This is a genomic window from Marinitoga lauensis (genome assembly GCF_004135675.1).
Taxonomy (GTDB): Bacteria; Thermotogota; Thermotogae; order Petrotogales; family Petrotogaceae; genus Marinitoga; species Marinitoga lauensis.
Window position 1 is genome coordinate 30,424 of record NZ_QHLX01000002.1, and the last position, 23,487, is coordinate 53,910.

A 23,487-nucleotide genomic window follows, 5' to 3' on the forward strand; every position below is an offset into this window, starting at 1 on the left:
ATATTAATATCATTATAATTCCCAACGAAATAAAAGATAAAAAGAATATTGTATCTCGAAATCTCCAATTAAATTGTTTATATCTTGTTCTTCCTTCCACCCGTTATAACATCTTGCTTCCATAGCGATACTCAATTCTTCTGCTCTTCTAAGCGCAGAAACTAACAAAGGTATAATTATAGCTACTAATCCTTTTAATCTACCAGATATTTTTCTGGAATCAAAACTTGCACCTCTACTCATCTGTGCTTTAAATATTCTTTCTGCTTCACTTGCCATAACAGGAATAAACCTGATAGCAATAGTCATAACCATAGATAATTCATGAGCAAAAGATCTTTTCACTCTAAACCATATTAATACATCTTCCATAGCATTCGAAAGCGATGTTGGTGATGTTGTTAAAGTCAATACAGAAGACAGCATAATAGCAAAAAATAATCTAAAAGTTATTATTCCAGCATTAGATAAACCAGTGTCAGTAATCTTTATAAACCAAAATTGATAAAGAATATCACCTTCATAATTAAACAATTGAACAACAAATGCAAATAAAATAAGCATCCACATTGATTTTATTGATTTAATGTACATTCTCAAACCAACTTGAGATAATAGCATTAAAATAAATGTATACGCAGACATTAAAGCAACATCATAAAAACTATTTATTGTAAAAGCAAAACCTGCAAGAAAAAAGAGTCCTATCAATTTTGCCCTTGGATCCAATGAATGCATTAACGATTTTTTTTCTACATATCTTCCTATGGCTATATTTTCTGCAAACATATTACACCACCCAATAAATTTATATAAAAACAAATGCATTATTATTTTACTACATTTTTTTACTATATTCTTTTTATTTATATTAAATTTTGACAACCTATATAATAAAAAATGGAGCTTAACGCTCCATTAATTCTCTTTGGCTTTTAATTCATCTAATTTTTTCTCAATTTCTTCGAGTTCTTTATTTATTCTTTCCCACTCTTCATCAAGATTTTTATCATGTTCATAAGGTCCCATATATTTTTTTATTGACTCCTTCTCCCTTTCTAAAATCTTCTTTCTTTCTAATAATTCCTTTAAAACACTCATAAAATTCCCCCTTTTATATTTGTGAAAAAAATAATTTTATCCCGAAAGCAACTTTTTACTTCATTTAAATTTTACCATTTATTTTCAAAAAAGTCAATAATAATTTAAAATAAAACAATCTAAATAATATTCCTCATCTGATAAACTATATAGATTGATAATTGGATAAAATAAAAAAATAATGTGATGACCCCTTGAATTTTTCCGAAAAAATGTGAATGGAACCGGCCAATTTTGCATGGATGCAAAATTGAGTGAAGCCGAACACGGATGGGAGATGTATTATTTTTTAATTTTATCCTTATGAATCATTTTATTTTGTGTTTTAGTTAATATTTCTTTAAATTTTCAAATAAAAGCTCTATAAATTTTTCTCTATCCACCTTTAAAGCCCATTTTGAATTGGGTTCCTTTAAATGCCAATAATCCACAACCGTTTCACCATAAGTTAATTCACCTTTTGTTTCAACCTGAGCATAATATTCTTCAAATTCAAAAATATCCGGTTTTATTAAATAGGCTATAGTACATGGATCATGTAGCGGAGCACCTTTTATCTTAAAAATATCATAATATGTTTGATGAAAAAATTCTAATAATTTTCCCATTTTGGATACAATTTCTGATTTCATATTCTGCATTTCTTTTATTTCATCCATATATATTTTAGCTTGATGTGTAACATCAAGAGGAAATACCGTTAAGTTAAATCCAGCATTAAATACTATTTGTGCTGCCTCAGGATCCGCATAAATATTAAATTCTGCTCGAGGTGTAGTATTCCCAAACTTTATACCCCACCCATAATAACCAATTCTTTTACCAAAGGTACTAAATCTGGATAATTTAATGTAAATTTTGCAATATTTGTTAACGGTCCAACAGCTACTAAAGTTATTTCATTTGGGTTACTATATACATTTTCAGCTATAAATTCCAGATAATTCTTATTTTCTAATTTTTTTGTTGGTTCTGGTAAATTTGCACCTTCCAGACCACTCTCACCATGAATATTAGGAGCCACTATTTGCTCTCTTAATAATGGCTTTTCAGAACCTGCAAAAACAGGAATATCTAATTTTGCCATTTCCGATAAAATTAATGCATTTCGTGATGTGTTTTTTAAATACGAATTCCCTGCTACTGCAATAATTCCTAATAAATCGATTTCCTCTGCTATCCCGCTAATAATATTGCTACAGCATCATCATGTCCTGGATCACAATCAAGAATCACTTTTCTTTTCATCTTACCACTCCTCTATATTTAAAATTTTACTTTGGTTCTATCTTTTTTTCAATCCATTTAATGTATTCATAATCAAATTCATACTTAATCTCTTCAAATCTCTTTATTGGCATAACTCTCATTAGAGAATTGGTTAAAAAGGCATAATCAAAATCTTTTATATCTTTTCTTTTTATTATATCTTCTTTTACATTTAATTTAGAAATAAGAATTTTTCTTATAATTCCATTTAAAAGGCCACATTCTATTTTAGGAGTATATATCTTACTGTCTTTCACAAAAAAAATATTAGATATACTTCCTTCTGTTATTTCATTTCTTTCATTTAAAAATATTGACTCATTCTTCTTTAGGTTTAATGCTCTATTTAATTCTATAATATTAATAACATAATTATTCGACTTTATATAATTCAACGGGTTTTGGCTAAATTTTGTACTTTCTGCAAATATTACTTCATATCCTGTTTTCTTCATTTTTTCTGTGTATATTTTATCGTTTGTAGTGATTATAATATCCGCTTTATTTTTATTTTTTAAAACATTTATTTTTAAACTTCCATTTGTTATTTTATTTATTTTTATCAGATATTTTGCCTCTTTAAATATTTCTTTTTTTGAAATATCACAGATTATGTTTAAAATCCTACAACCTTCCAAAAGCCTTTCATAGTGTAAATCAAAAAATTCTACATAACCATTTATTACTTTTAATGTCTCAAACACACCCTGACCATACATCAATCCTTCATTTATTTTAAATGGAATTTCCTTTTTAAAATACTTCCCATTATAATATATCATTCCATTTTCAACCCTTCTATTAACGCTTTTCCTTTAACCAGCGATTCTTGATATTCCAATTCTGGATTAGAATCCCAAACTATCCCACCACCAAATTGAGCATAGGCTTTATTATTCTTACATACAACTGTTCTAATAACAATATTTAAATCCATTGAGTTATCAAATCCTATGTATCCAATTGAACCAGTATATACATTCCTTTGTGTAGGTTCCAGTTCATCAATAATCTCCATAGCTCTAATTTTTGGTGCTCCTGTTATTGAACCACCAGGAAATGTCGCCATTATTAAATCAATTGCATCTTTTTCTTCCTGTAATTCCCCAACTACTGTAGATACTAAATGATATACTGTTGCATATTCCTCTAAAACAAATAATTCAGGCACCTTTACACTCCCGGAACACATACTTTTGATATATCATTTCTTTCTAAATCAACAATCATTAATAATTCCGCCTTATCTTTAGTGCTATTTATTAATTCTCTTTTATTTTTTTCATTGTTCTCAACATTATCTGTTTTTGGCCTTGTTCCTTTTATAGGTCTTGTCTCCACCATATTATCTTTTAACTTTATAAACCTTTCTGGAGAACTGGAAACAATTTGAAATTCACCAGTATCTATATATGCGGCAAAAGGAGCAGGATTTATATGTCTTAAATCATAAAATAATTCTTCTGATGATTTTATTAATTCTGTTTCTATTCTTTGGGTAAAATTTATCTGGTAAACATCTCCTTCATATATATAATCTTTTATTCTTTTTATGGATTTTAAATAATATTCTTTTTCCATATTGAACTTTATATCTATATCAACTATATTGTTTTTTTCTTTATATATAAAATTCTTTGAATTTTTTATAATTTTTTTCATTTCATGATGTTTATTCTCATTTAGACTGGTTAAATAGAGTTGCTTTTTAATATGATCATATATAATAATACTATCATAAAAACCAAAATACATATCATATATATCAACATCGTCAATAGAATTTAATTTAATTTCTTCAAGGTATTTATTGCTATCATATCCTATATACCCCATTGCTCCACCAATAAAGGGTAATTCTGTATTATTTTCTATTTGATATTTTTTTAATAACTTTTTTAAATCCACAAAAGGGTTATGAGAATGATATTCTATTTTATCTGTCCCTTTTTCTATTATTACTTTATTATTTTTTACTTTAAATATTAAAAAAGGATCTATTCCTAAAAAAGAACATTTTCCTAACCTTTCTTTATCTTTTTGACTATCTAAAAAAACTACATTTTTTTTACTTGGTAATGAGTAAAATATATCCAATAAATTTAATTCAGTATTTATTTTTTCAACCATTTTTATCCCTTCCTTTAATGCCTTTCGCATATTCAAGGAAATTTTTCAACATATCCAATCCATGTTCGGTTAAAACCGCTTCAGGATGAAATTGAACGCTTTCTATGGAATAATATTTATGTTTAATTGCCATGATTTCTCCATCCAATGTTTCTGCTGTAATTTCTAGTTCTTCTGGAAGATCTTCTTTTGATACGATTAAAGAATGATATCGGGTAACCTTTAATGGATTTTTTAATCCTTTAAATACACCTTTTGAAAAATGCCTTATAACAGAAACCTTTCCATGAATAGGTTCTTTAGCCTTTATTATTTTTGCTCCAAAACTTTGAGCAATGGTTTGATGTCCTAAACATACTCCAAAAATTGGTATTTTTTCTTTAAATTTTTTTATTATTTCTAAGGATATTCCTGCATCATCTGGAGTTTTTGGTCCAGGAGAAATTACTATCATATCTGGATTTAAAGCTTCTATTTCATTTAAAGTTATTTTATCATTTCTAAATACCTTAACCTCTTCATTTAACATATTTAAGTAATGCACCAGATTATAAGTAAAAGAGTCGTAATTATCAATCATCAAAATCATTGCATCACCTCAATTATTTTTAAAAATTCCCAGCAGCTGCTGGGACTATAACTTTTCTATTATATATTCTTCTATATTTCTTTTTTCTGAACTTATGTTTATTCCTATGAGATATATTTCTTTTCCTCTGTATTTTTCATAGTATTTCTTCTCTTTTATCTGTTTTATCGCCTCTTCTGCACTTTTGTCCAGTTTTGCTTCGAATATATATACCCTTTCATTGAATTCCAATACTACATCACTTCTCCCAATATTTGTCATTTCTTCTGCTCTTACATTTAATCCGGCTATTGCCAGTATTGCAAATATTAATGAGTGATAATATCTTTCTTCTTTTTCATGTAGATTATACGGTATTGAACTTATTACTTTTTTATTTCTTCTATTAATCTTTCTATATCATTGTCATATATTTTTTCATATATTATATTTTCTGCTTCATCTAATCCTTTTAATCCATAGTTCGCTTCTAATATTAATCTTGAGAAACTGCTTTTTACTTCTATGTTTGGATAATCAAGTATATATTTCTCTTTTAATCCTAATTTTTTTATTCCTTTGAAGGTTAAATATCCTGCCTGTGTAAAAAATATGTTTGCATTTGCATCTTCTATTTCTCTTGTTGAGAAATCCATTGCACTTACTGTTTCTTTTACTAAATCTTCATAGGTTATCTTTCTGTTTTTTATGTATTCATATAGGAATGATGGAGATCCACTTTCAAACCAGTAATTTTGAAATTTCTTTTCTTCAAAAAATTTTAATATTGAAAATGGATTATATACATAATGTTCTCCATCAAATGAAAATCCATTATAATACTCTTTTAATCCTTTTAATAATTCTTCTTCACTTATTCCCATTTCTTCTGATGTTTCTTTTATATGGTCTTTGAAATAAAATTCTAATTCTTCCTGTGTATATCCTAACATCTGTGAGTATTTTTTGTTTAATGATATATCGTTTAAATTATTTAATGCAGAGAATACTCCTGTTTTTGTGAATTTCGTTATTCCGGTTATGAATACGAACTTTATGTATTCATCTTTTGTTTTTATTTTTTTATAAAACTCCCTTAGAAATCTTCTTACTTTTTCTGCTTCTTTTTGTTGTTTAGATGTTCTAATATTGGTGCTTCATATTCGTCTATTAATATTACCACTCTTTCTTTATATTTTTTATTTAATTCTTCTATTAAATTTCCAAATTGTGTAGGAAGGTTATTTTTTATAGGGTTATATCTTCACTTTTATATAATTTTTCCATTGTTTCATTTAACGATTCTATAAAATCTTCATATGTTGTTAGCATGTTATCAGACATATCGAGTTTTATTATCGGATATTCTTTAAATTCCCATTTGTCATATATATAAGTATCTTTGAATAATTCTTTTTCTCCTTTGAATATATAATATAATGTTGATACTGTTAAGCTCTTTCTAAATCTTCTTGGACGGGATAAAAATATTGGCACTTCTGAACTTATCAGGTCATATATATATTTCGTTTTATCCACATATACATAATTTCCTTCTATTATCTTTTTATAATCCTGTACTCCAATGGGTAATTTTTTCATTGTTTCCACCTCCTACTGTCATAATTATACCAGAACTTTTCGCTTAGCGAAATGTTTAAGTTTTTTTATTATTAAAACAATTATTCCTAAAACCCTTCACGTTGTGAAGTGTTTCCGCTTTGCAAAAACTCTTCGCATAGCGAAATGTTTTAGCTTTAAAGAATTTTATTATTAAAATATTTTTCATAAACTCTTCGCATAGCGAAGAGTTTGGCTTCGCGAAGTGACGCATAGGCATTCGCCTTATTTTATTAATTCCAGTAACCGCTCTTCATTCTTTCTTGTTGTTTTTTCCAGTAATTCTCCTGTTTTTCTGTCTGTTATTATTTCTCCTTTTTTTAATACCACTATTCTATCCGTTTTTTCTATTTCACTAACATCATGACTCGCCAATATTATCGTTTTTCCATTTTTGGATAATTCTTCCATTATTTCATATATCTTTATCTTTGTTTCTATATCCACTCCATTTGTCGGTTCATCCAATAAATATATTTCCGCTTCTTTTATTAATGCTCTTGCTAAATTTAATCTCCTCTTCATTCCTGTTGATGCTTCCATATATTTAATCTTTCTGTTTTCGTATAGTCCCATCTCTTTTAATCCTTTTTCCACTTTCTTTTTTAATTCTTTTCCTGTTAGGTTATTTAACATTCCAAAGAAGTTTAGATTTTCTTCTAAACTCAATCTGTAGTAAAATGACCTTTCATTTGATGTTGCTATTGATATTAATTTTTTTATTTGTTTTACTTCTTTTTTTATGTCATATTCCTTTATTTTTATTTCTCCTTCATCGGGTATTATAAACATTCCTATTGTTTTTATTAATGTTGTTTTTCCTGCTCCGTTAGGACCAAATATTGTTATTTTTTCTCCTCTGTTTATTGTAAGATTTATGTTTTTTAATGCTTTTATTCCATTTTTGTATATTTTTGTCAGATTTTTTATTTCTATTATTGTTTCCATTTTTTCACTTCCTAATATTGCGATATTGTGCCATATTTCCTGGCTTTATCAAAACTATTTTTAAACCAGTATATTCCTATTGGTAATATTATTATTGTCATTATTATTAATATTATTATATCTTCTTTTATCTGATATAAACTATATCCTTTTATAAGTGTTTTTCTCAATCCATCCATTGCATATGTTGTTGGTAGTATATAGGATATTCCTCTTAACCATTTTGGTAATATTTCTACAGGATAATATATTCCCGAAAACATTCCTGTTAGAAATGAATATATCCAGCTTATTGGATCCCCTTTTTTGGTTATTACTATAAATCCGGCACTTAATAACCCTATTCCACTTAAACTTATCATTGTTATTATCAGTAATATTATTGAAGCTATTATATTCATTTTTATTTCCACATCAAATGTATATATTAAAAATATAAAGACTATTCCTGTGTTTAATATTGTAAATACCAATTTTGAAAATATGGTGTATATAAACACTTCCCATAATGGCGTTTCAGACAGAAGCAGATATTCTATTGTTCCCATTACCTGCTCCTGTCTTATTACACTCTTGAATGTTGTTAAGGAGAGAGTAGTATAACTCATGAATACACTTCCTGATATGAAATATGCAAGTATGTTTCCACCATATTGTTCAATCATGGGAAAGTAATTATCCTGAGCTATAAACCTTCCCATGAATCCAAATTGTAATAATCCCAGAAATCCACTGAGTATTCCCAACACTGCCTGTGTTTTATAACTTTTCCATATTAATATGTCTCTTGTTATATAATTTATAAATTTCCATAACTTTTTCATTTTTAATCATCACACCAATTCCAGAATCCTTTATCTTCTCCTTTACATCCAGCATTTTGTTCACATCCTTGATTGCTACATTCATCACAATTTTCTACTTTGTCTTTTCCCATATCGCAAAATGAAAATAAACTTTCTTCTCTTGGCTCATTTACGAATTCCATTTTTTCGCCTCCTGTATGTTTTTTCTGTTAATAATACCATTTCTTCTAAATTATATTTTATTGGAAGACATCTTTCTCTGCCATATTCTATTACACCATATTTTTCTGCCAGCACTTTACCCAATATACATCCACCCATACAATATGGTAATACTTTACAATTTTTACATTCTTCATCAAATGGATCTATTGCGAGCCATATATTTTTTCTGTAATTTAATTCCAGTTGTCCGTTTTCTTTTAATTCTCCTATTTCTTTTGAAATACCACCTATTTCACCCCAGCACTTATATAATTTTCCGTCTGCATCGATTACCAGTGAATTTTTACTTGGTGCATCGCATCTTGCCTGATTTATTTTTAAAAATGGATTGAAGTTATAATATTCTAGCTTTTCTATTATATAATTATATAATTCGCTTTCCATTTTTGCAAATTCTTTTATTGTAAATGATTTTAGTTTATTATTATCTGCCATTTCACCCTGTCTTAAATCTATCTCTACTTTTAATTTATCCGCCGCTATTTTATCTATTAACATTTTTATACTTTTTATATTATGCGGAAATACATTTATTCTTATTTTTACAAAAAGCTCTTTTGCTGCTATTTTTATGTTTTCATATATTTTTTCAAATGTTCCTTTTCCATTTTTTAATACTCTTAATCTGTCATGTTCTTCTTTTGTTCCATCAAGCGTTATTATTAATTTATTTATTCCAGAATTTTTAAATTCTTCTATTGTTTTTTTATCCAATAAATATCCGTTTGTTATTATAAACGGGTCATATTCAATTTTTTCTTTTTCGCATATTTTTTTTATTTCCCAACTTAAATTTTTTATTTTTTCTTTTTCCAGTAATGGCTCGCCACCCCAAAATGTTACGCTGAATATTTTTGGCTTTCTTTCTTTTATGTTTTCTTTTATCAGTTTTATTATGGAATCTATTGTATTTTCTTTTATGCTGTTTATCTTAAATGGTTTTACGCTTATCTCTTTTGCCTGACTTTGATAGCAATATTTACAATTAAAATTACAATTGGTTGTCATTGTTATTGTTAGATGAAAGTAATCATTTGAAAATTGAAAATTTTTATATTTTGCTATTATTTCGCTTAATTCGTCTCTGTCATCTTCTATTATAAATCCGCCTTTTTTTAATATTTTTATGTCATTATCCTCTTTTTTTATAAGCTTTTCATTTAGAATTTTTTAATTTTTTCACTCTTTTCTTTTTCTATTCTCAATATTGCATTGGTCATTCCATTAAAAAGAAGAAGACTACCGTCTTCTTTTTCTATTAATGTATTATATTGCGAAGGTTTCATTTAACCACCATCTTTTTTTCAAAATTTTTTACTCTATACCATAATTTTATAAAACTTTCTGTTTCTCTTTTTTCTTCAGGACAACCTTTACTTCCACGAAGTGCAGCATTTCTGCATCCTCCATGACATAACGGTAATATTTTACATTCTTTACATTTTTTATCCTCATACCCATTATAACTATGCCATTTTAAATGTTTTTTGTTTCTAATTTTATTTTCCCGTTTTCTATTTTCCCGAATTCCATCCCTTCTTCTACTGCAACTGTACATGGATATATTTCTCCTTCGGGTCCTATCACCATATTATATACGTTGTCAAATTCACAATACATATCTCCATTTAATATTGGCAGCATTACTTTAAATCCTCTATTTATTGCCATTTCATATAATTTTGAGAGTTTTGTAAATGAATTTTCTTTTCTGAAGTCCCTTACATGTATATGAAATTCTTCATTTCTTTCTGATGCCTGGAATATCCATCTAAAATATATTTTCATTCTTTCTTTTGGAAATTTTTCCAGATAATCAAATAATTCCTCAATTCTTTCATAATTTTCAGGACCTACATTTACTCTTATTGATACATTGGTTTCTTTTGTATTTTCAAATAACATTTCTATTCCTTTTATTATTTTTTAAATGTTTTTCCTCCACCAACTAATGGTCTGTATATGTCATGTGTTTCTTCTATTCCATCAAGGGTTATCTGAACATTTTTTATTTTTAATTCGTCAAATTTTGATACATCTATATAATTCAATAAGTATCCATTTGATGACATTGATGAAAATAGTTCTGCTTCACTTTCATCTATTATTTTTTTATTTATATATTCAATTGCCTTGAAATTCATCAATGGCTCGCCACCAAACCAACCTATTGAGATTGTTTTTTTATTTTTGCTACTGTTTATTATATATTCTGCAATTTCTTCTGCTTTTTCTATTGTCATTATTTATTCCTTTTTGTTTCATAACAATATACACAATCAAAATTGCATTGAAAAGTTGGAATTATTGTAAACATCGCTCGAGAATTATCAAATCGTGCTCTGTAATTTCTCAATTTTATTTCTTCATATTCATTATATTCTTTTTCTATAATATATCCACCATATTTTAACTGTTCAAATAATTCCTTATCAACAATATTTCCTTTTAATATTTCTTTTATTTTTGAACATTTTCATGTTTTACTTCTGCTATCGCTCCTGTTCTTAAATTGACCAATACCGGAACTTTATCTATTTCTAAAAAGTAATTGTAATATGATTCTTTATACATTTTTTCCACCTGCCATGCAATTGGTACACATTGAATCTGGTGGAATACACGTATCCATACATGTTCCTAAACATGAATCGCATCCTCCATCAATACATACTCCGCAGTTAGGGTTTACTTCACCACAATTATTTATATTATATCCCATTTTTGGATTACTAATAAATTCCACAATATTCCTCCTATCTTTCTAAAATTATTCGAATTTTATTATAATTCTAAATACTTTACCTCCCTGAATTCGATACAGGAGGTAAAGCTTGTCACATAAATTTAATTATTACAACTCTTATTATGTTCACACATATCATTAAAACAAAATGAACAATTTATATTCTTTTCACAAAAATCTAATTCTTTATTTGATTTGTCAATAGGTTTATTAATAAATTCCATTTTATCTCCCTTTAAAATTATTACTTATCCAATAGGAATACAATAAGGATTAATTGGTGGACATGCATAATCTGGTTCACAACTTGGATTACAACTTTGATTCTGTTCGCATCCACCATTATGGCATGAACTACAGTTCTGATCTTTATCACAAAAATCTGTTTGATATTCATTATTCGGATGATTCAAAAACTCCATTTTACCCCTCTTTAAATTTGTTTTTTCCAGTACTGGTTAACAGCCGGCTGAAAAATTTTAATTTTAGTTTATAAAACCACATTATATTACAAAAGTATCATATGTTATAATATTAATAAACCAGTTGAGTATAGAGTTGTTTTTTATTCAGAAATCTCATTTTGAATTTGAGGATTGGTTGAATCGGTTTTATATTTATCCTCATTATCGCCTGCAAAAATAATATTTGTTGAAATTAATAAAAGAGTAATAAATAAAAGCACTATTTTTTTCATACCATCACCTCCAATTGTTATTTTAGCAATTCTAACATGGTTTTCAACTATTACCCAATGTTAACAAGCCCCTATTTATCAGGGTTTTAATTTTGCAATGAAATTACATTTCTGTTATAGGGTTTATGTAACATTATTTTGTGAATTATATAATGTGTTTTAATAGTATATTTTATATAAATAATTATTTTTATTTCACTTTCTAAAAAGTAGCGAGAATTTCAATTTTAAATTTTAGTAAATTATGTAACATTTTGGTTGGTGATAGTACATGAAGATTAATAAAATGTTTCTTAAAAGTATTATTGATATAGTCGAGTACGGAAGTTTTTCAAAACCAATTGTGAATTATATAGAAAACAATATTAACGATATTTCATTAAAATATTATATTTCTTTATTAAAATCCAAGTGGAAAAGAGATTATTATTCAGCTATCGATTATGCTAATAAAACTATTTCAACAACAACAACAACAACAATATTAAGAGAACTTGCAAGATTCGAACTTGTTTCTTTATACACTAAAATAGGAAAATTTAATTACGCAAAAAAGAAATTAATATTTTAAAAAATAATTTTGATAAACTTCCATCATATGCAAGATGTTTAATGTTACCAGGTTTGAATTTGTTCAATAAATCGCATAATATAACTGATAATTTTAAAGTTTATTCAGTCAATTACACTGAAAATGATTTGGATAGAGCTATTTTGAGTTATTCAAAAGCAAGAGATTTGATTAAGAAAGAAGAGTATTCAGAAGCATATAAAAATTTTATTGAAGGCTTTTTTCTTTCTAAAAAATTTCCTCATCCTACAATGATTTGCAATGGTTTAAATGGAGCAGCATGGTGGATAAGAAAAACAGATAAAAAGAAAGCTTTGATTACAACTGATTTATTGGAATATTATATTGGTTATTATTTTGAAGATTTATCTAAAATATATAACTGGTTTGATACCGTTTTTGAAGTGAAAAAAAGCAATAATGATATCACAATATTTGATATATCTAATATTGTTATTAAATTGAATAAATTAAATAGAGTTAAAATAAAAAAACAGTTTTTCCATTTTATTCCAGATATTTCTTCATCAACTTATAATATAACTAATGAATTAAAAAATTATATTTTAAAATATGCAGATTTAAGAGTCAAAAAAGAAATTATAAATTCAAGAAGCATATTAAAAATCATAAATTCAAAAAAAATAAATTATACTTCCATAAAACCTTATGCTATTAAAAATGAATTTTATAAACTACACCAAAAAAATTATTTAATTATTCAATAGTAAAATTTAGCAAATTAAAAAATATTATTATTATACCTTTATTTTTCTCAACATATACAGCATTAATAAAAAAACCACATTTTACAAAGAGTCGTGTTTTAAGATTGATTTTTGAAGGAGATAAAGATAAAATCATTAAATACTTCTCAGGTGATTATGAGAAGATGTATTTTTTTAATTTGATGGTATCAGATTTTGACGTGAAAGAAGCGGAAAAAAGATTATTGAACCAAGAATATTTCAAAATACTTGAACATAATGTTTCAACATTTTTTATTGGAAGAAAAAAACTCATCATTGAGCTTTTTAAAAATGCGAAGAATATCAAAGATTTTATTATTCACTATTTCAAACTCAATGATGAGGAAATGAGGATATTTGATGTGTTTTTGAGAAATTGTGTTCGATATGATATTAAATGGCCAATTATACCTTATTCTGAAGGCAAAATCAAAGATTTTGCAATTAAATATGGTCTTGGTCAAAAAAGAGTTGCTTTAGGCTATTATTCTTTTGAAGATAATGAAAGAATTTTTCTTGATTCTATTATTGAAAAATTTTAGAGACCATAAAAACTATAAACACTTCGCATAGCGAAGAGTTTTGCTTCACGAAGTGAAGAATATTTGCAAAGCAAAAAGCTTTCGCTTCATTTTATTAATTCCAACAATCTTTCTTCATTTTTCCTTGTTGTTTTTTCCAGTAATTCTTCTGTTTTCCTGTCTGCTGTTATTTCTCCTTTTTTTAATACCACTATTCTATCTGTTTTTTCTATTTCACTAACATCATGACTCGCCAATATTATCGTTTTTCCATTTTTGGATAATTCTTCCATTATTTCATATATCTTTATCTTTGTTTCTATATCCACTCCATTTGTCGGTTCATCCAATAAATATATTTCCGCTTCTTTTATTAATGCTCTTGCTAAATTCAATCTCCTTTTCATTCCTGTTGATGCTTCCATATATTTAATCTTTCTGTTTTTGTATAATCCCATCTCTTTTAATCCTTTTTCCACTTTCTTTTTTAATTCTTTTCCTGTTAGGTTATTTAACATTCCAAAGAAGTTTAGATTTTCTTCTAAACTCAATCTGTAGTAAAACGACCTTTCATTTGATGTTGCTATTGATATTAATTTTTTTATTTGCTTTGATTCTTTTTTTATGTCATCTCCTTTTATTTTTATTTCTCCATCATCGGGTATTATAAACATTCCTATTGTTTTTATTAATGTTGTTTTTCCTGCTCCGTTAGGTCCAAATATTGTTATTTTTTCTCCTCTGTTTATTGTAAGATTTATGTTTTTTAATGCTTTTATTCCATTTTTGTATATTTTTGTCAGATTTTTTATTTCTATTATTGTTTCCATTTTTTCACTTCCTAATATTGCGATATTGTACCGTATTTCCTGGCTTTATCAAAACTTTTTTTAAACCAGTATATTCCGTCATATAGTTCAATCATGGGAAAGTAATTGCCCTGAGCTATAAACCTGCCCATGAATCCAAATTGTAATAATCCCAGAAATCCACTCAGTATTCCCAACACTGCCTGTGTTTTATAGCTTTTCCATATTAATATGTCTCTTGTTAAAAAATACAAAAACTTTTTTATTATTTTCATAGTTTCACCTGTTATTTTTGCTTTTAATTACATCAAATTCCCTGATTGGTTATAATTATTTTATTTATACGCTTTATGGATAAATATGTAAATAATGCAATCCATATTATTCCATAAATAAATGCTATTTTTGATTCTGTTAGCCATATCATATCTACTATGATTTTTAATATTTTATTTTCCTGAAATAGTGTCATCAAGATATTTGTTATCTTCATTGTAACAAAGATTATTCCAACTGATATAATACTTCCTAACATTAGTTTTCCTGGCAAAAATGTGGTCATCAATATTGCAAAGGACATATATGTCAGTGTTTTTAAGATATTTATAATTATTGGAGAAATAATTTCCATTAATCCAGGAGTTTCATTAATCTCCACTGTTCCAAATGTAAATGAACCTGTTATTATTCCTGCACCAAAGGTTATTAAAACAAACGCTATAAAAAATTGCAAAATTATAAAAAGATAGAAATTACATAGTCTATTTAACATCCATTTTGTTCTGCTTTTACCACATAACAAATGCGTTATAAATGTTCCTTCTACATATTCTATATTAAACGCTATATCTGCTAACATTAACATTAATATTGGAATTAATAATTCCTGTGTATTGGATATAAAATGCATACTTATTGCTAATCCACCAGCTACCTGATCTCCTACTATTTTACCACTTGCTTTTAAAACAAAAACTGTTAATACGCCTACAATTAAAAATATCGATTGAATAATTATCCAGTGTTTGTATTTGAATAAAATTTTCATAAAATCACCTCTTTTTCTATTATTACATCAACGAGGTTTTTATAAATTTCAGGATTCGTTCCGGCAATTATACATGTTTTTCCTTTTTCTTTATAATTTTTAAGGATTTCTAACAATATATCGATTCTTTTCTGGTCAAGAGCAAGTTCTGGTTCATCCCATATCAATACTTCCGGCTCACTTATCAATGAAAATGTTAATTTTGCTATTTTTCTCATACCATGAGAAGATTTTTTGTATTTTCTATCAAAATCTATATCCCAGAATTTTTCGTATTTTTCTATTTCTTTTTTTGTATGTTTATATGTAAGACCTTTTTCTTTTGCAAAATACATTATGTTTTCTTTCAAACTCAATTCTTTATATAGCCCCATACCATCAACTACCATCCCTACACTTTTTAACACTTCTGGCTCATTATACGGTTCTTTCCCTAAAATTTTTATTTTTCCCCTTTTTGGTTTAATTATTCCTCCAACCATTTTCAATATTGTACTTTTCCAGAACCATTTGAACCTTTTATATATACAAATTCTCCTTTACTTATATTCATCGAGAAATTCTCAACAATCTTTGGTCCATCATTAAAATAAAAATAAATGCCTTCCATAACAACTGCATCCATATTGTCACCTCTTCAAAGAATATTTTTAATTAGCCTCCACAGTAATCTGAACCGTTTCTTCATGAAAAAAACTCATAATTGAGCTTTTTAAGAAAGTGAAGAATTTTAAGGCAAAATCAAAAATTTTGCAATTAAATATGGTCTTGGTCAAAAAAGAGTTGCTTTAGGCTATTATTCTTTTGAAGATAATGAAAGAATTTTTCTTGATTCTATTATTGAAAAATTTTAGAGACCATAAAAACTATTTATGGTCTCTTTTGCAAAGTAAAAATTATTTTTTTCATATAATAATTATTCCTAAAACACTTCGCATGGCGAAGTGTTTTTAGTTTTTTTATTTATAATAAAAATATTTTTACTAAAACCCTTCGCGAAGCGAAGTGCTTTTTTCAATAATATAATCCTCAATATTTCTTTTTTCTGAATTTATGTTTATTCCTATAAGATATATTTCTTTTCCTTTGTATTTTTCATAGTATTTCTTCTCTTTTATCTGTTTTATCGCCTCTTCTGCACTTTTGTCCAGTTTTGCTTCGAATATATATACTCTTTCATTGAATTCTAATACTACATCGCTTCTTCCAAGATTTGTCATTTCTTCTGCTCTTACGTTTAATCCTGCTATTGCCAGTATTGCAAATATTAATGAGTGATAATACCTTTCTTCTTTTTGATGTAAGTTATACGGTATTGCACTTATTACTTTTTTTATTTCTTCTATTAATCCGTCTATATCATTGTTGTATATTTTTTCATATATTATGTTTTCTGCTTCATCTAATCCTTTTAATCCATAGTTTGCTTCTAATATTAATCTTGAGAAACTGCTTTTTACTTCTATGTTTGGATAATCAAGTATATATTTCTCTTTTAATCCTAATTTTTTTATTCCTTTGAAGGTTAAATATCCTGCCTGTGTAAAAAATATGTTTGCATTTGCATCTTCTATTTCTCTTGTTGAGAAATCCATTGCACTTACTGTTTCTTTTACTAAATCTTCATAGGTTATCTTTCTGTTTTTTATGTATTCATATAGGAATGATGGAGATCCACTTTCAAACCAATAATTTTTAAACTTCTTTTTTTGAAAGAAGTTTAATATTGAAAATGGATTATATACATAATGTTCTCCATCAAATGAAAATCCATTATAATATTCTTTTAATCCTTTTAATAATTCTTCTTCACTTATTCCCATTTTTTTTGATGTTTGTTCTATATGGTCGCTAAAATACGTTTCCAATTCTTCCTGCGTATATCCTAACATTTGTGAATAATCACTATCTAATGATATATCGTTTAAATTATTTAATGCAGAGAATACTCCTGTTTTTGTGAATTTCGTTATTCCAGTTAAGAATACAAACTTTATATATTCGTCTTTTGTTTTTATTTTTTTATAAAACTCCCTTAGAAATCTTCTTACTTTCTCTGCTTCTTCTTTATTGTTTAGATGTTCTAATATTGGCGCTTCATATTCATCTATTAATATTACCACTCTTTCTTTATGTTTTTTGCTTAATCCAGTTATTAAGTTTCCAAACATCGTTGGTAAATCATCTGTTGTTGGTTCTATTTCCTGTTCTTTATATAATTCATTAATTTTATCATATAATGATTTAATAAATTCTTCATATGAGCTCAAATTATTATCAGACATATCCAGTTTTATTATTGGATATTCTTTAAATTCCCATTTGTCATATATATAAATATCTTTGAATAACTCTTTTTCACCTTTGAATATATAATATAATGTTGATACTGTTAAGCTCTTTCCAAATCTTCTTGGTCGAGATAGAAAATAAAATTTTCCACTTGTCATTAAATCATATAGATATTTTGTTTTATCCACATATATATAATTTTCGGTTATTAATTCTTTATAATCCTGTACCCCTATTGGCAATTTTTTCATCGACTCCACCTCCTGTTTTAATTATATCATATAAAAAATGGAGTTCAATGAACTCCGTTAGACTGTTGACACAATAAAATAAGAAAAAATAATATGAGCGAATCCTAAACCTTTCGCATAGCGAAGAGTTTAGCTTCGCGAAGTGAAGCGTTGCCTTTCGCCCCATTTATTCAGAGATTGAAACCTCTTCAATGTTTTTTAACTTTAATATTTTATCCCCTGCTTCATCAAAATCATCCTCATGAGTTATTATAAAACATATTTTGTCTTTTAATTCCTCTTTTATTATCCTCTTTATTGTTTCTTTTATTTCTTTATCTATATGTGCCGTTGCTTCATCGAATATGAATACATCTGCTACTTTTGTCAGTGCAATTAATGTCAACTTCGTATTATATTTCATCAATATATATAACACTATTATAAATTCTATTATGTTTTCCATTTCACTACCTCCGGATTAATAGGTCTCAATCATATATTTTTTCCTTATTAAGAAGAAATGGTGTCAGGTATATTATCCCTATTGTCAGTAATATTCCAAATAATATGTAGTACCATTCTGATATTATAAATATATTCTTTATTTTTTCACCCTTAAATGCAAAAAAATAAATTAATAAAAATATCGCTATTTTTATTATAAACGGATTATCTATGATCATAATACTAACTCCTAATATTGCACTTATTACTGTCATTCCTACAGGTATTGTAAGAATCAATGTGATTAAATCCGAAACTGTTGGATATATTCCTGCACTAAATGGATTTATTATCATCCCTATTGCTATAAGTAAAATTTCTATACCTACTGTAAATATAAATAAAGCTATGATTTTTCCTGCAAATATCTCTTTTATATCAAGTGGAGAAGATAATAAATATAAAAGATTCTTATTCTTTTTTTCCTCGTAAAAAGCTATCCAGCCATATATATATGGAATAAAAAAAGAAACTAATACACCTACAGTAAAATATGGATTATATAAATGTTTTTTACCTATGTGTAGTGTTACTGCCCATATTATCATTACTATAAAAAATATATTTCTTTCTTTCTTTTTACGAAAGAAAGTCTTTAATTCTTTTTCAATTATAGCCCACATTTTCTTCATCCTCCCTGACAATTGATATATACATGTCTTCAAGTGTTGTTTTTTCGTCTTCTATTCTTTTTACCTCAATTCCTTCTTTTCTAAATATTTCCAATATTTTATCAACCTTTTCTTCCGGTATAATGGTTGTTTTTTCATCAGATATATTTATGTTGTTTTCTCTTATTATTTTTTCAGGTATTTTTTGACTAACTATAATTTTTACTTTATCTTCTATTTTTAGTGCTTTTTTCATTTCTTTTAATGTTCCATCAACTACAATTTTTCCTTTCCTGAGAAATATTATTCTTGTACATATCCTTTCTATATCAAATAAATCATGTGATGTTATTATCAATGATTTGTCAGTTCCTTTAAAATCTTTTAAAAAATCCACTATGTCTCTTCGGGCTTCAGGATCGAGGTTTGATGTGGGTTCATCCATTATTACTAATTCAGGATCATGCGATAATGAATTTAATATTGCAACCTTTTGCCTCATTCCTGCTGAAAGCTTTTTTACCAATGTTTTTTTCTTTTCTGTTAATTTCCATCTATCAATTAAATCCCAGATTTCATTATTGCTCTTCTTATACACTTTCTGCCAGAATCTTATATTCTCTTCTATTGTTAAATCATCATATAATCCCGGGTGTCAAGCACCATACCTATTTTATTCTTTTCTAATTTTTTATGTTTTTTATGTCTTTTCCAAATATTTCTATTTCTCCTTCTGTTGGTTTTAATAAACCAAGTATTAATTTTATTAATGTGGTTTTTCCTGCACCATTTGGACCTATTATTCCTATTATTTCTCCTCTTCTTACTGAAAAATCCACTCCTTTTATTGCTTCTGCCCGCTATAATATCGCTTTTTTACTCCTTTGAATTTTATTATTTCCATATATATCCCTCCTCGGTAAATCAAAAATGAAATAATATATAATTTGCAACTCAATTATAATTCTTTCTATGACATTGCCATTCAAAATAATATTTCCGATGCAAAATGTGAATTTTATAACTTTAATATTCAAAAAAATCTCAATAGACTAAATTTCATCTATTCTACAATAAAATTTATTTTAATTTTCAGTTCGCAATAATTTTATCAAAATAAAAAAAAAAACAATAACATTAATATGAATTCAATGTAATTTTTTGTTTTCCTAAATTTAATAAATTTACATATTTATTATATCAATTGATATATTTTTATTGTTAATTTTTTATTGTATATTTGATAATTGTTAATTATGCACTCAAACCACCAAAGCCAGTTTATTTTACATGGTAAGAAATGTATAAAAAACGAGGCTTACACCTCGCTTTTTATACCATATTTCTTTGTCAATTGATATGTATAATAACCCAATACTACTTTTAACAAATCAAATAATATAAAAGGCAAAAATCCTATTTTCCTGCCTTTGACAGCAATTTGGCGATTTTAAGGGAAATGGAACGGTAGAATGCGGGTTTGAGGCGTGTATTTTTCAGGAAGTCGAAAAATTGTGTGGCTAACTTTTGTTACAGAGAATTAACTATAATTAGTAATATATTAGTCCTTTTGGTGGTATAATATATATGACAACCACTGAAAGGAGATGTTTTAAAATGTATCCTAAAATATCAAAAGTGAAAGGAAAAAGATATTTAAGGATAATGGAAAGCAAAAGAGAAAATGGAAAAGTGAAACAGCATACAGTAATAAATTTTGGAAATATAGATAAGTATAGTAAAAAAGATATAACAAAACTTGTAGATAGTCTTTTTAAAATATTTGAAATAGATGAATATGAAAAAATAGAAGATGATTTAATGGAAGAAATAGCAAGAAGAAATTACGGAGCCAAAGTAATAGTAAATAAGATATTTGAAAGATATGAGATGAAAAGATATTTTGAAAGACTGGATAAAGAAATAAAATACAATGCAGAAGAAATGTTAAAAATAATGGTGATGAATAGAATAGTAGAACCGAAGAGTAAATTGGGAATATTTAATAATTTAGAGTATTTTGGATATAACAAAGTGGAAGTTAAAAAAGAAAAAGACCTGGAAGAAAAAGATGTAATGTTGCACTGGTTATACAGAACATTGGATATATTAGCAGATAATAAAGAGTCGATAGAAAAACATATGTATAATCAAAGGATAAGTTTGTTTAATACAACGGTAGATTTAGTATTTTACGATGTAACAACATTAGCGTTTGAAACACAACAAACAAATGAAATATTACAAATGGGATATTCAAAAGATAAGAAATTCAATGAGTCGCAAGTAGTATTAGGAATGTCAATAGATCAAGATAGAATGCCAGTTAGTTTTGATATATATGCAGGAAATACATTCGAAGGGCATACATTCAAAGATTCAATAGAAAAAATGAAAAAAGAATATCAATTAGGAAAAGTAATAGTAGTAGCAGATAGAGGAATGATGAGTAAAAAAAATATAGAAGTAGTAGAAAATTCTAATTATGAATTCATAGTAGGAAAATCAATAAAACAAATAAAAAAAGTAAATATATTTGAAGGAGAATTCATAGAACTAGCAAAAGGAATAAAATATAGAGAAGTAGAATATGAAAATAAAAGATTACTCATAATATATTCAGAAGAAAGAGCCAAAAAAGACAGAGCAGATAGACTACGATTAATAGAAAAAGCGAAAAAAATGTTAGAAGAAGGAAATATAGATTCCAAAAGTAAAAGAGGAGCGAAAAAATATTTAAAAGAACAGAACAAACAAAATTATATACTGGACATAGAAAAAATAGAAAATGATGAAAAATACGATGGATACTATGGAATAATAACAAACACAAAACTATCGCCAAAAGAAATATTAGAACAATATCATACATTATGGAAAGTAGAAGAAACATTTAGAACATTAAAAAATTATCTTGAAACAAGACCGGTATTTCATTGGACACCGAAAAGAATAAAAGGACATATTGTAATGAGTTTCATATCTTACATAATTCAAAGAACATTAGAATTAGAACTGGAAAAAAATAATATTGAATACTCTCATGAAAAAATAAGAGAAGCTATAAAAAAATGGAATACTCTGAAATAAGATTAAAAGACAAATTATTTGCATTAAGAGCCAATTTAAACGATTTTCAAAAAGCCATATTAAAAACATTAAAAATAGAAAAACCGAAAAAAATGATGGAATTAGATGAATTTAAAAAAATAATCTCCTAAAACACGCATGAAAAGCCAAAAAGGAGGAGGTGTGTGGCTAATTTCTCTTTTTATAAAAAGTTAACAATAGCTATTTTTTTGAATAATTCTACTTTTTAGAATTTTGTTGATAATAATAGTGTCAAACTCAGGACATTAATATGAATTCAATGTAATTTTTTGTTTTCCTAAATTTAATAAATTTACATCTTTATTATATCAATTGATATATTTTTATTGTTAATTTTTTATTGTATATTTGATAATTGTTAATTATACACTCAAACCACCAAAGCCAATTTATTTTACATGGTAAGAAATGTATAAAAAACGAGGCTTACGCCTCGCTTTTTATACCATATTTCTTTGTCAATTGATATGTATAATAACCCAATACTACTTTTAACAAATCAAATAATATAAAAGGTAAAAATCCTATTTTCAATGCTTTTATAACATTAATATCCAATTTAATCATAAGTCCAGAAACGCCAAAAATATAAATAACAATAATTGCTAAAAAACCTTTTATTATATTTTCAAAAGGCAAAAACGCTACTAATGTTGAGAGTAAAAATCCTATTATATATCCTCCAGTTGGGCCTAAAATAACTGAAATCCCTCCAGCAAATCCAGCAAAAACAGGCAGTCCTATTGCTCCAGCAATATATATATTAAAACTGCTTTCCATGCTTCTTTTTTTAAAAAGTATACAGTCAATATAATACCAAAAACCTGTAATGTAAAAGGAACCCCAAAAGGTGTTGGTATTTTAATCCAAGATGTAACAATTAAAAAGGCTGTAAATAAACCCAATAAAGATATTTTGCTTTTCATGT

General features: G+C 26.6%; 28 protein-coding genes and 6 pseudogenes. 5 read left to right on the forward strand and 29 right to left on the reverse strand.

Going from position 1 to position 23,487, the window contains the following annotated elements; genetic code table 11:
• Positions 1–12: 12 nt before the first annotated feature.
• The 18 genes and pseudogenes from DJ007_RS03040 to DJ007_RS18750 form a co-directional block, all read right to left on the reverse strand.
• Positions 13–789, reverse strand: coding sequence for an energy-coupling factor transporter transmembrane component T family protein (locus DJ007_RS03040; protein WP_240739232.1), 777 nt, complete (start codon positions 787–789; stop codon positions 13–15).
• A gap of 129 nt (positions 790–918) precedes the next feature.
• Positions 919–1,101 (reverse strand): hypothetical protein, encoded by a 183-nt coding sequence (locus tag DJ007_RS03045; protein ID WP_129408284.1) that lies wholly within the window; start codon positions 1,099–1,101, stop codon positions 919–921.
• Positions 1,102–1,430: 329 nt separating this feature from the next.
• Positions 1,431–2,293: pseudogene (locus DJ007_RS17000) on the reverse strand (nucleoside hydrolase).
• A gap of 82 nt (positions 2,294–2,375) precedes the next feature.
• Positions 2,376–3,152, reverse strand: a complete 777-nt coding sequence (locus tag DJ007_RS03055) for an aminotransferase class IV (protein ID WP_129408285.1) — start codon at positions 3,150–3,152, stop codon at positions 2,376–2,378.
• Positions 3,149–3,541 carry a chorismate-binding protein gene (locus DJ007_RS15370; RefSeq protein WP_206076053.1) on the reverse strand — a complete coding sequence of 131 codons (393 nt, stop codon included), beginning with the start codon at positions 3,539–3,541 and terminating at the stop codon, positions 3,149–3,151. The genes DJ007_RS03055 and DJ007_RS15370 overlap by 4 nt, the downstream gene beginning before the upstream one ends.
• Before the next feature lie 2 nt (positions 3,542–3,543).
• The gene (locus tag DJ007_RS03060) at positions 3,544–4,500 is read right to left on the reverse strand and encodes an anthranilate synthase component I family protein (protein ID WP_206076054.1); all 957 of its coding nucleotides are present in this window, start codon (positions 4,498–4,500) and stop codon (positions 3,544–3,546) included.
• On the reverse strand, positions 4,493–5,089 hold the full coding sequence (locus DJ007_RS03065; protein WP_129408286.1) for an anthranilate synthase component II: 597 nt from the start codon (positions 5,087–5,089) through the stop codon (positions 4,493–4,495). The genes DJ007_RS03060 and DJ007_RS03065 overlap by 8 nt, the downstream gene beginning before the upstream one ends.
• 45 nt (positions 5,090–5,134) lie before the next feature.
• Positions 5,135–6,670, reverse strand: a pseudogene (locus tag DJ007_RS19860) (ATP-binding protein).
• Between the two features lie 243 nt (positions 6,671–6,913).
• Entirely contained in the window at positions 6,914–7,636 is a 723-nt protein-coding gene (locus DJ007_RS03075; RefSeq protein ID WP_129408287.1) for an ABC transporter ATP-binding protein, read from the reverse strand.
• 11 nt (positions 7,637–7,647) lie between these two features.
• Positions 7,648–8,460 (reverse strand): ABC transporter permease, encoded by an 813-nt coding sequence (locus DJ007_RS03080; RefSeq protein WP_129408288.1) that lies wholly within the window; start codon positions 8,458–8,460, stop codon positions 7,648–7,650.
• Positions 8,461–8,462: 2 nt separating this feature from the next.
• A complete protein-coding gene (locus tag DJ007_RS14520; protein ID WP_165973975.1) occupies positions 8,463–8,624 on the reverse strand; it encodes a hypothetical protein in 162 nt (53 codons plus the stop codon).
• Positions 8,608–9,675 carry a radical SAM/SPASM domain-containing protein gene (locus DJ007_RS03085; RefSeq protein ID WP_129408289.1) on the reverse strand — a complete coding sequence of 356 codons (1,068 nt, stop codon included), beginning with the start codon at positions 9,673–9,675 and terminating at the stop codon, positions 8,608–8,610. The genes DJ007_RS14520 and DJ007_RS03085 overlap by 17 nt, the downstream gene beginning before the upstream one ends.
• A gap of 152 nt (positions 9,676–9,827) precedes the next feature.
• Positions 9,828–9,953 (reverse strand): hypothetical protein, encoded by a 126-nt coding sequence (locus tag DJ007_RS18745; protein ID WP_276318632.1) that lies wholly within the window; start codon positions 9,951–9,953, stop codon positions 9,828–9,830.
• A complete protein-coding gene (locus tag DJ007_RS19865) occupies positions 9,950–10,225 on the reverse strand; it encodes an SPASM domain-containing protein (protein ID WP_129408290.1) in 276 nt (91 codons plus the stop codon). Before DJ007_RS19865 ends, DJ007_RS18745 begins: the two co-directional genes overlap by 4 nt.
• The gene (locus DJ007_RS03095; RefSeq protein ID WP_129408291.1) at positions 10,144–10,572 is read right to left on the reverse strand and encodes a radical SAM protein; all 429 of its coding nucleotides are present in this window, start codon (positions 10,570–10,572) and stop codon (positions 10,144–10,146) included. The genes DJ007_RS19865 and DJ007_RS03095 overlap by 82 nt, the downstream gene beginning before the upstream one ends.
• Before the next feature lie 14 nt (positions 10,573–10,586).
• Positions 10,587–10,910 (reverse strand): radical SAM protein, encoded by a 324-nt coding sequence (locus tag DJ007_RS03100; protein ID WP_129408292.1) that lies wholly within the window; start codon positions 10,908–10,910, stop codon positions 10,587–10,589.
• Between the two features lie 323 nt (positions 10,911–11,233).
• Positions 11,234–11,413, reverse strand: coding sequence for a hypothetical protein (locus DJ007_RS03105; protein WP_129408293.1), 180 nt, complete (start codon positions 11,411–11,413; stop codon positions 11,234–11,236).
• A gap of 565 nt (positions 11,414–11,978) precedes the next feature.
• Positions 11,979–12,110, reverse strand: coding sequence for a hypothetical protein (locus DJ007_RS18750; RefSeq protein WP_276318633.1), 132 nt, complete (start codon positions 12,108–12,110; stop codon positions 11,979–11,981).
• 271 nt (positions 12,111–12,381) lie between these two features.
• On the opposite strand from DJ007_RS18750, the gene DJ007_RS17010 reads away from it, so the two are divergent.
• The 3 genes from DJ007_RS17010 to DJ007_RS17020 all read left to right on the forward strand — a co-directional run bounded on the left by DJ007_RS17010 (position 12,382) and on the right by DJ007_RS17020 (position 13,972).
• Positions 12,382–12,681: a hypothetical protein gene (locus DJ007_RS17010; protein ID WP_240739233.1), complete on the forward strand. Its 300-nt coding sequence runs from the start codon at positions 12,382–12,384 to the stop codon at positions 12,679–12,681.
• A gap of 41 nt (positions 12,682–12,722) precedes the next feature.
• Complete coding sequence (locus tag DJ007_RS17015; protein WP_240739234.1) at positions 12,723–13,409, forward strand: hypothetical protein; 687 nt, start codon at positions 12,723–12,725, stop codon at positions 13,407–13,409.
• Positions 13,410–13,513: 104 nt separating this feature from the next.
• The gene (locus tag DJ007_RS17020; protein ID WP_240739235.1) at positions 13,514–13,972 is read left to right on the forward strand and encodes a hypothetical protein; all 459 of its coding nucleotides are present in this window, start codon (positions 13,514–13,516) and stop codon (positions 13,970–13,972) included.
• A gap of 86 nt (positions 13,973–14,058) precedes the next feature.
• On the opposite strand, the gene DJ007_RS03115 is transcribed toward DJ007_RS17020, so the two are convergent.
• From DJ007_RS03115 to DJ007_RS18755, 10 genes and pseudogenes are all read right to left on the reverse strand, one after another.
• Positions 14,059–14,781 carry an ABC transporter ATP-binding protein gene (locus tag DJ007_RS03115; protein WP_129408294.1) on the reverse strand — a complete coding sequence of 241 codons (723 nt, stop codon included), beginning with the start codon at positions 14,779–14,781 and terminating at the stop codon, positions 14,059–14,061.
• Positions 14,782–14,855: 74 nt separating this feature from the next.
• A pseudogene (locus DJ007_RS03120) lies at positions 14,856–15,035 on the reverse strand (ABC transporter permease); the annotation flags it as partial.
• A 32-nt stretch (positions 15,036–15,067) separates the two neighbouring features.
• Positions 15,068–15,808 (reverse strand): hypothetical protein, encoded by a 741-nt coding sequence (locus DJ007_RS15375; RefSeq protein WP_206076055.1) that lies wholly within the window; start codon positions 15,806–15,808, stop codon positions 15,068–15,070.
• Positions 15,805–16,290 carry an ATP-binding cassette domain-containing protein gene (locus tag DJ007_RS03130; protein WP_129408295.1) on the reverse strand — a complete coding sequence of 162 codons (486 nt, stop codon included), beginning with the start codon at positions 16,288–16,290 and terminating at the stop codon, positions 15,805–15,807. The genes DJ007_RS15375 and DJ007_RS03130 overlap by 4 nt, the downstream gene beginning before the upstream one ends.
• Before the next feature lie 2 nt (positions 16,291–16,292).
• Positions 16,293–16,433, reverse strand: coding sequence for a hypothetical protein (locus DJ007_RS14525; RefSeq protein WP_165973976.1), 141 nt, complete (start codon positions 16,431–16,433; stop codon positions 16,293–16,295).
• A 358-nt stretch (positions 16,434–16,791) separates the two neighbouring features.
• Positions 16,792–18,351: an ATP-binding protein gene (locus tag DJ007_RS03135; protein ID WP_129408296.1), complete on the reverse strand. Its 1,560-nt coding sequence runs from the start codon at positions 18,349–18,351 to the stop codon at positions 16,792–16,794.
• Between the two features lie 166 nt (positions 18,352–18,517).
• The gene (locus DJ007_RS03140) at positions 18,518–18,796 is read right to left on the reverse strand and encodes a hypothetical protein (RefSeq protein WP_129408297.1); all 279 of its coding nucleotides are present in this window, start codon (positions 18,794–18,796) and stop codon (positions 18,518–18,520) included.
• A gap of 25 nt (positions 18,797–18,821) precedes the next feature.
• Positions 18,822–19,460, reverse strand: a complete 639-nt coding sequence (locus tag DJ007_RS03145; RefSeq protein WP_129408298.1) for an ABC transporter permease — start codon at positions 19,458–19,460, stop codon at positions 18,822–18,824.
• Positions 19,444–20,046: an AAA family ATPase gene (locus tag DJ007_RS17025; protein WP_438268383.1), complete on the reverse strand. Its 603-nt coding sequence runs from the start codon at positions 20,044–20,046 to the stop codon at positions 19,444–19,446. Before DJ007_RS17025 ends, DJ007_RS03145 begins: the two co-directional genes overlap by 17 nt.
• An 85-nt stretch (positions 20,047–20,131) precedes the next feature.
• Positions 20,132–20,287 carry an ATP-binding cassette domain-containing protein gene (locus DJ007_RS18755; protein WP_276318634.1) on the reverse strand — a complete coding sequence of 52 codons (156 nt, stop codon included), beginning with the start codon at positions 20,285–20,287 and terminating at the stop codon, positions 20,132–20,134.
• A 778-nt stretch (positions 20,288–21,065) separates the two neighbouring features.
• Between DJ007_RS18755 and DJ007_RS21000 the strand changes: the two are divergent.
• Both DJ007_RS21000 and DJ007_RS03155 read left to right on the forward strand, forming a co-directional pair.
• Positions 21,066–21,167: pseudogene (locus DJ007_RS21000) on the forward strand (IS1634 family transposase N-terminal domain-related protein); the annotation flags it as partial.
• A pseudogene (locus DJ007_RS03155) lies at positions 21,141–22,669 on the forward strand (IS1634 family transposase). The pseudogenes DJ007_RS21000 and DJ007_RS03155, both read left to right, overlap by 27 nt.
• 316 nt (positions 22,670–22,985) lie before the next feature.
• Here DJ007_RS03155 and DJ007_RS03160 read toward each other — a convergent pair.
• Positions 22,986–23,485, reverse strand: a pseudogene (locus DJ007_RS03160) (biotin transporter BioY).
• Positions 23,486–23,487: the final 2 nt, after the last annotated feature.

Excerpts from the sequence above, each read along its gene's own strand:
- DJ007_RS03085 (WP_129408289.1), bottom strand. The coding sequence starts at position 9,675 with ATGACAACCAATTGTAATTTTAATTGTAAATATTGCTATCAAAGTCAG.
- DJ007_RS03040 (WP_240739232.1), bottom strand. The coding sequence starts at position 789 with ATGTTTGCAGAAAATATAGCCATAGGAAGATATGTAGAAAAAAAATCG.
- DJ007_RS17010 (WP_240739233.1), top strand. The coding sequence starts at position 12,382 with ATGAAGATTAATAAAATGTTTCTTAAAAGTATTATTGATATAGTCGAG.
- DJ007_RS03080 (WP_129408288.1), bottom strand. The coding sequence starts at position 8,460 with ATGAAAAAGTTATGGAAATTTATAAATTATATAACAAGAGACATATTA.
- DJ007_RS17015 (WP_240739234.1), top strand. The coding sequence starts at position 12,723 with ATGTTACCAGGTTTGAATTTGTTCAATAAATCGCATAATATAACTGAT.
- DJ007_RS03140 (WP_129408297.1), bottom strand. The coding sequence starts at position 18,796 with ATGGAAAACATAATAGAATTTATAATAGTGTTATATATATTGATGAAA.
- DJ007_RS18750 (WP_276318633.1), bottom strand. The coding sequence starts at position 12,110 with ATGAAAAAAATAGTGCTTTTATTTATTACTCTTTTATTAATTTCAACA.
- DJ007_RS03060 (WP_206076054.1), bottom strand. The coding sequence starts at position 4,500 with ATGGTTGAAAAAATAAATACTGAATTAAATTTATTGGATATATTTTAC.
- DJ007_RS03065 (WP_129408286.1), bottom strand. The coding sequence starts at position 5,089 with ATGATTTTGATGATTGATAATTACGACTCTTTTACTTATAATCTGGTG.
- DJ007_RS18745 (WP_276318632.1), bottom strand. The coding sequence starts at position 9,953 with ATGAAACCTTCGCAATATAATACATTAATAGAAAAAGAAGACGGTAGT.
- DJ007_RS14520 (WP_165973975.1), bottom strand. The coding sequence starts at position 8,624 with ATGGAATTCGTAAATGAGCCAAGAGAAGAAAGTTTATTTTCATTTTGC.
- DJ007_RS03100 (WP_129408292.1), bottom strand. The coding sequence starts at position 10,910 with ATGACAATAGAAAAAGCAGAAGAAATTGCAGAATATATAATAAACAGT.
- DJ007_RS03115 (WP_129408294.1), bottom strand. The coding sequence starts at position 14,781 with ATGGAAACAATAATAGAAATAAAAAATCTGACAAAAATATACAAAAAT.
- DJ007_RS03045 (WP_129408284.1), bottom strand. The coding sequence starts at position 1,101 with ATGAGTGTTTTAAAGGAATTATTAGAAAGAAAGAAGATTTTAGAAAGG.
- DJ007_RS03055 (WP_129408285.1), bottom strand. The coding sequence starts at position 3,152 with ATGATATATTATAATGGGAAGTATTTTAAAAAGGAAATTCCATTTAAA.
- DJ007_RS03095 (WP_129408291.1), bottom strand. The coding sequence starts at position 10,572 with ATGTTATTTGAAAATACAAAAGAAACCAATGTATCAATAAGAGTAAAT.
- DJ007_RS03130 (WP_129408295.1), bottom strand. The coding sequence starts at position 16,290 with ATGGTTGGAGGAATAATTAAACCAAAAAGGGGAAAAATAAAAATTTTA.
- DJ007_RS03135 (WP_129408296.1), bottom strand. The coding sequence starts at position 18,351 with ATGAAAAAATTGCCAATAGGGGTACAGGATTATAAAGAATTAATAACC.
- DJ007_RS03075 (WP_129408287.1), bottom strand. The coding sequence starts at position 7,636 with ATGGAAACAATAATAGAAATAAAAAATCTGACAAAAATATACAAAAAT.
- DJ007_RS19865 (WP_129408290.1), bottom strand. The coding sequence starts at position 10,225 with ATGTACAGTTGCAGTAGAAGAAGGGATGGAATTCGGGAAAATAGAAAA.
- DJ007_RS15375 (WP_206076055.1), bottom strand. The coding sequence starts at position 15,808 with ATGAAAATTTTATTCAAATACAAACACTGGATAATTATTCAATCGATA.
- DJ007_RS14525 (WP_165973976.1), bottom strand. The coding sequence starts at position 16,433 with ATGGATGCAGTTGTTATGGAAGGCATTTATTTTTATTTTAATGATGGA.
- DJ007_RS03145 (WP_129408298.1), bottom strand. The coding sequence starts at position 19,460 with ATGTGGGCTATAATTGAAAAAGAATTAAAGACTTTCTTTCGTAAAAAG.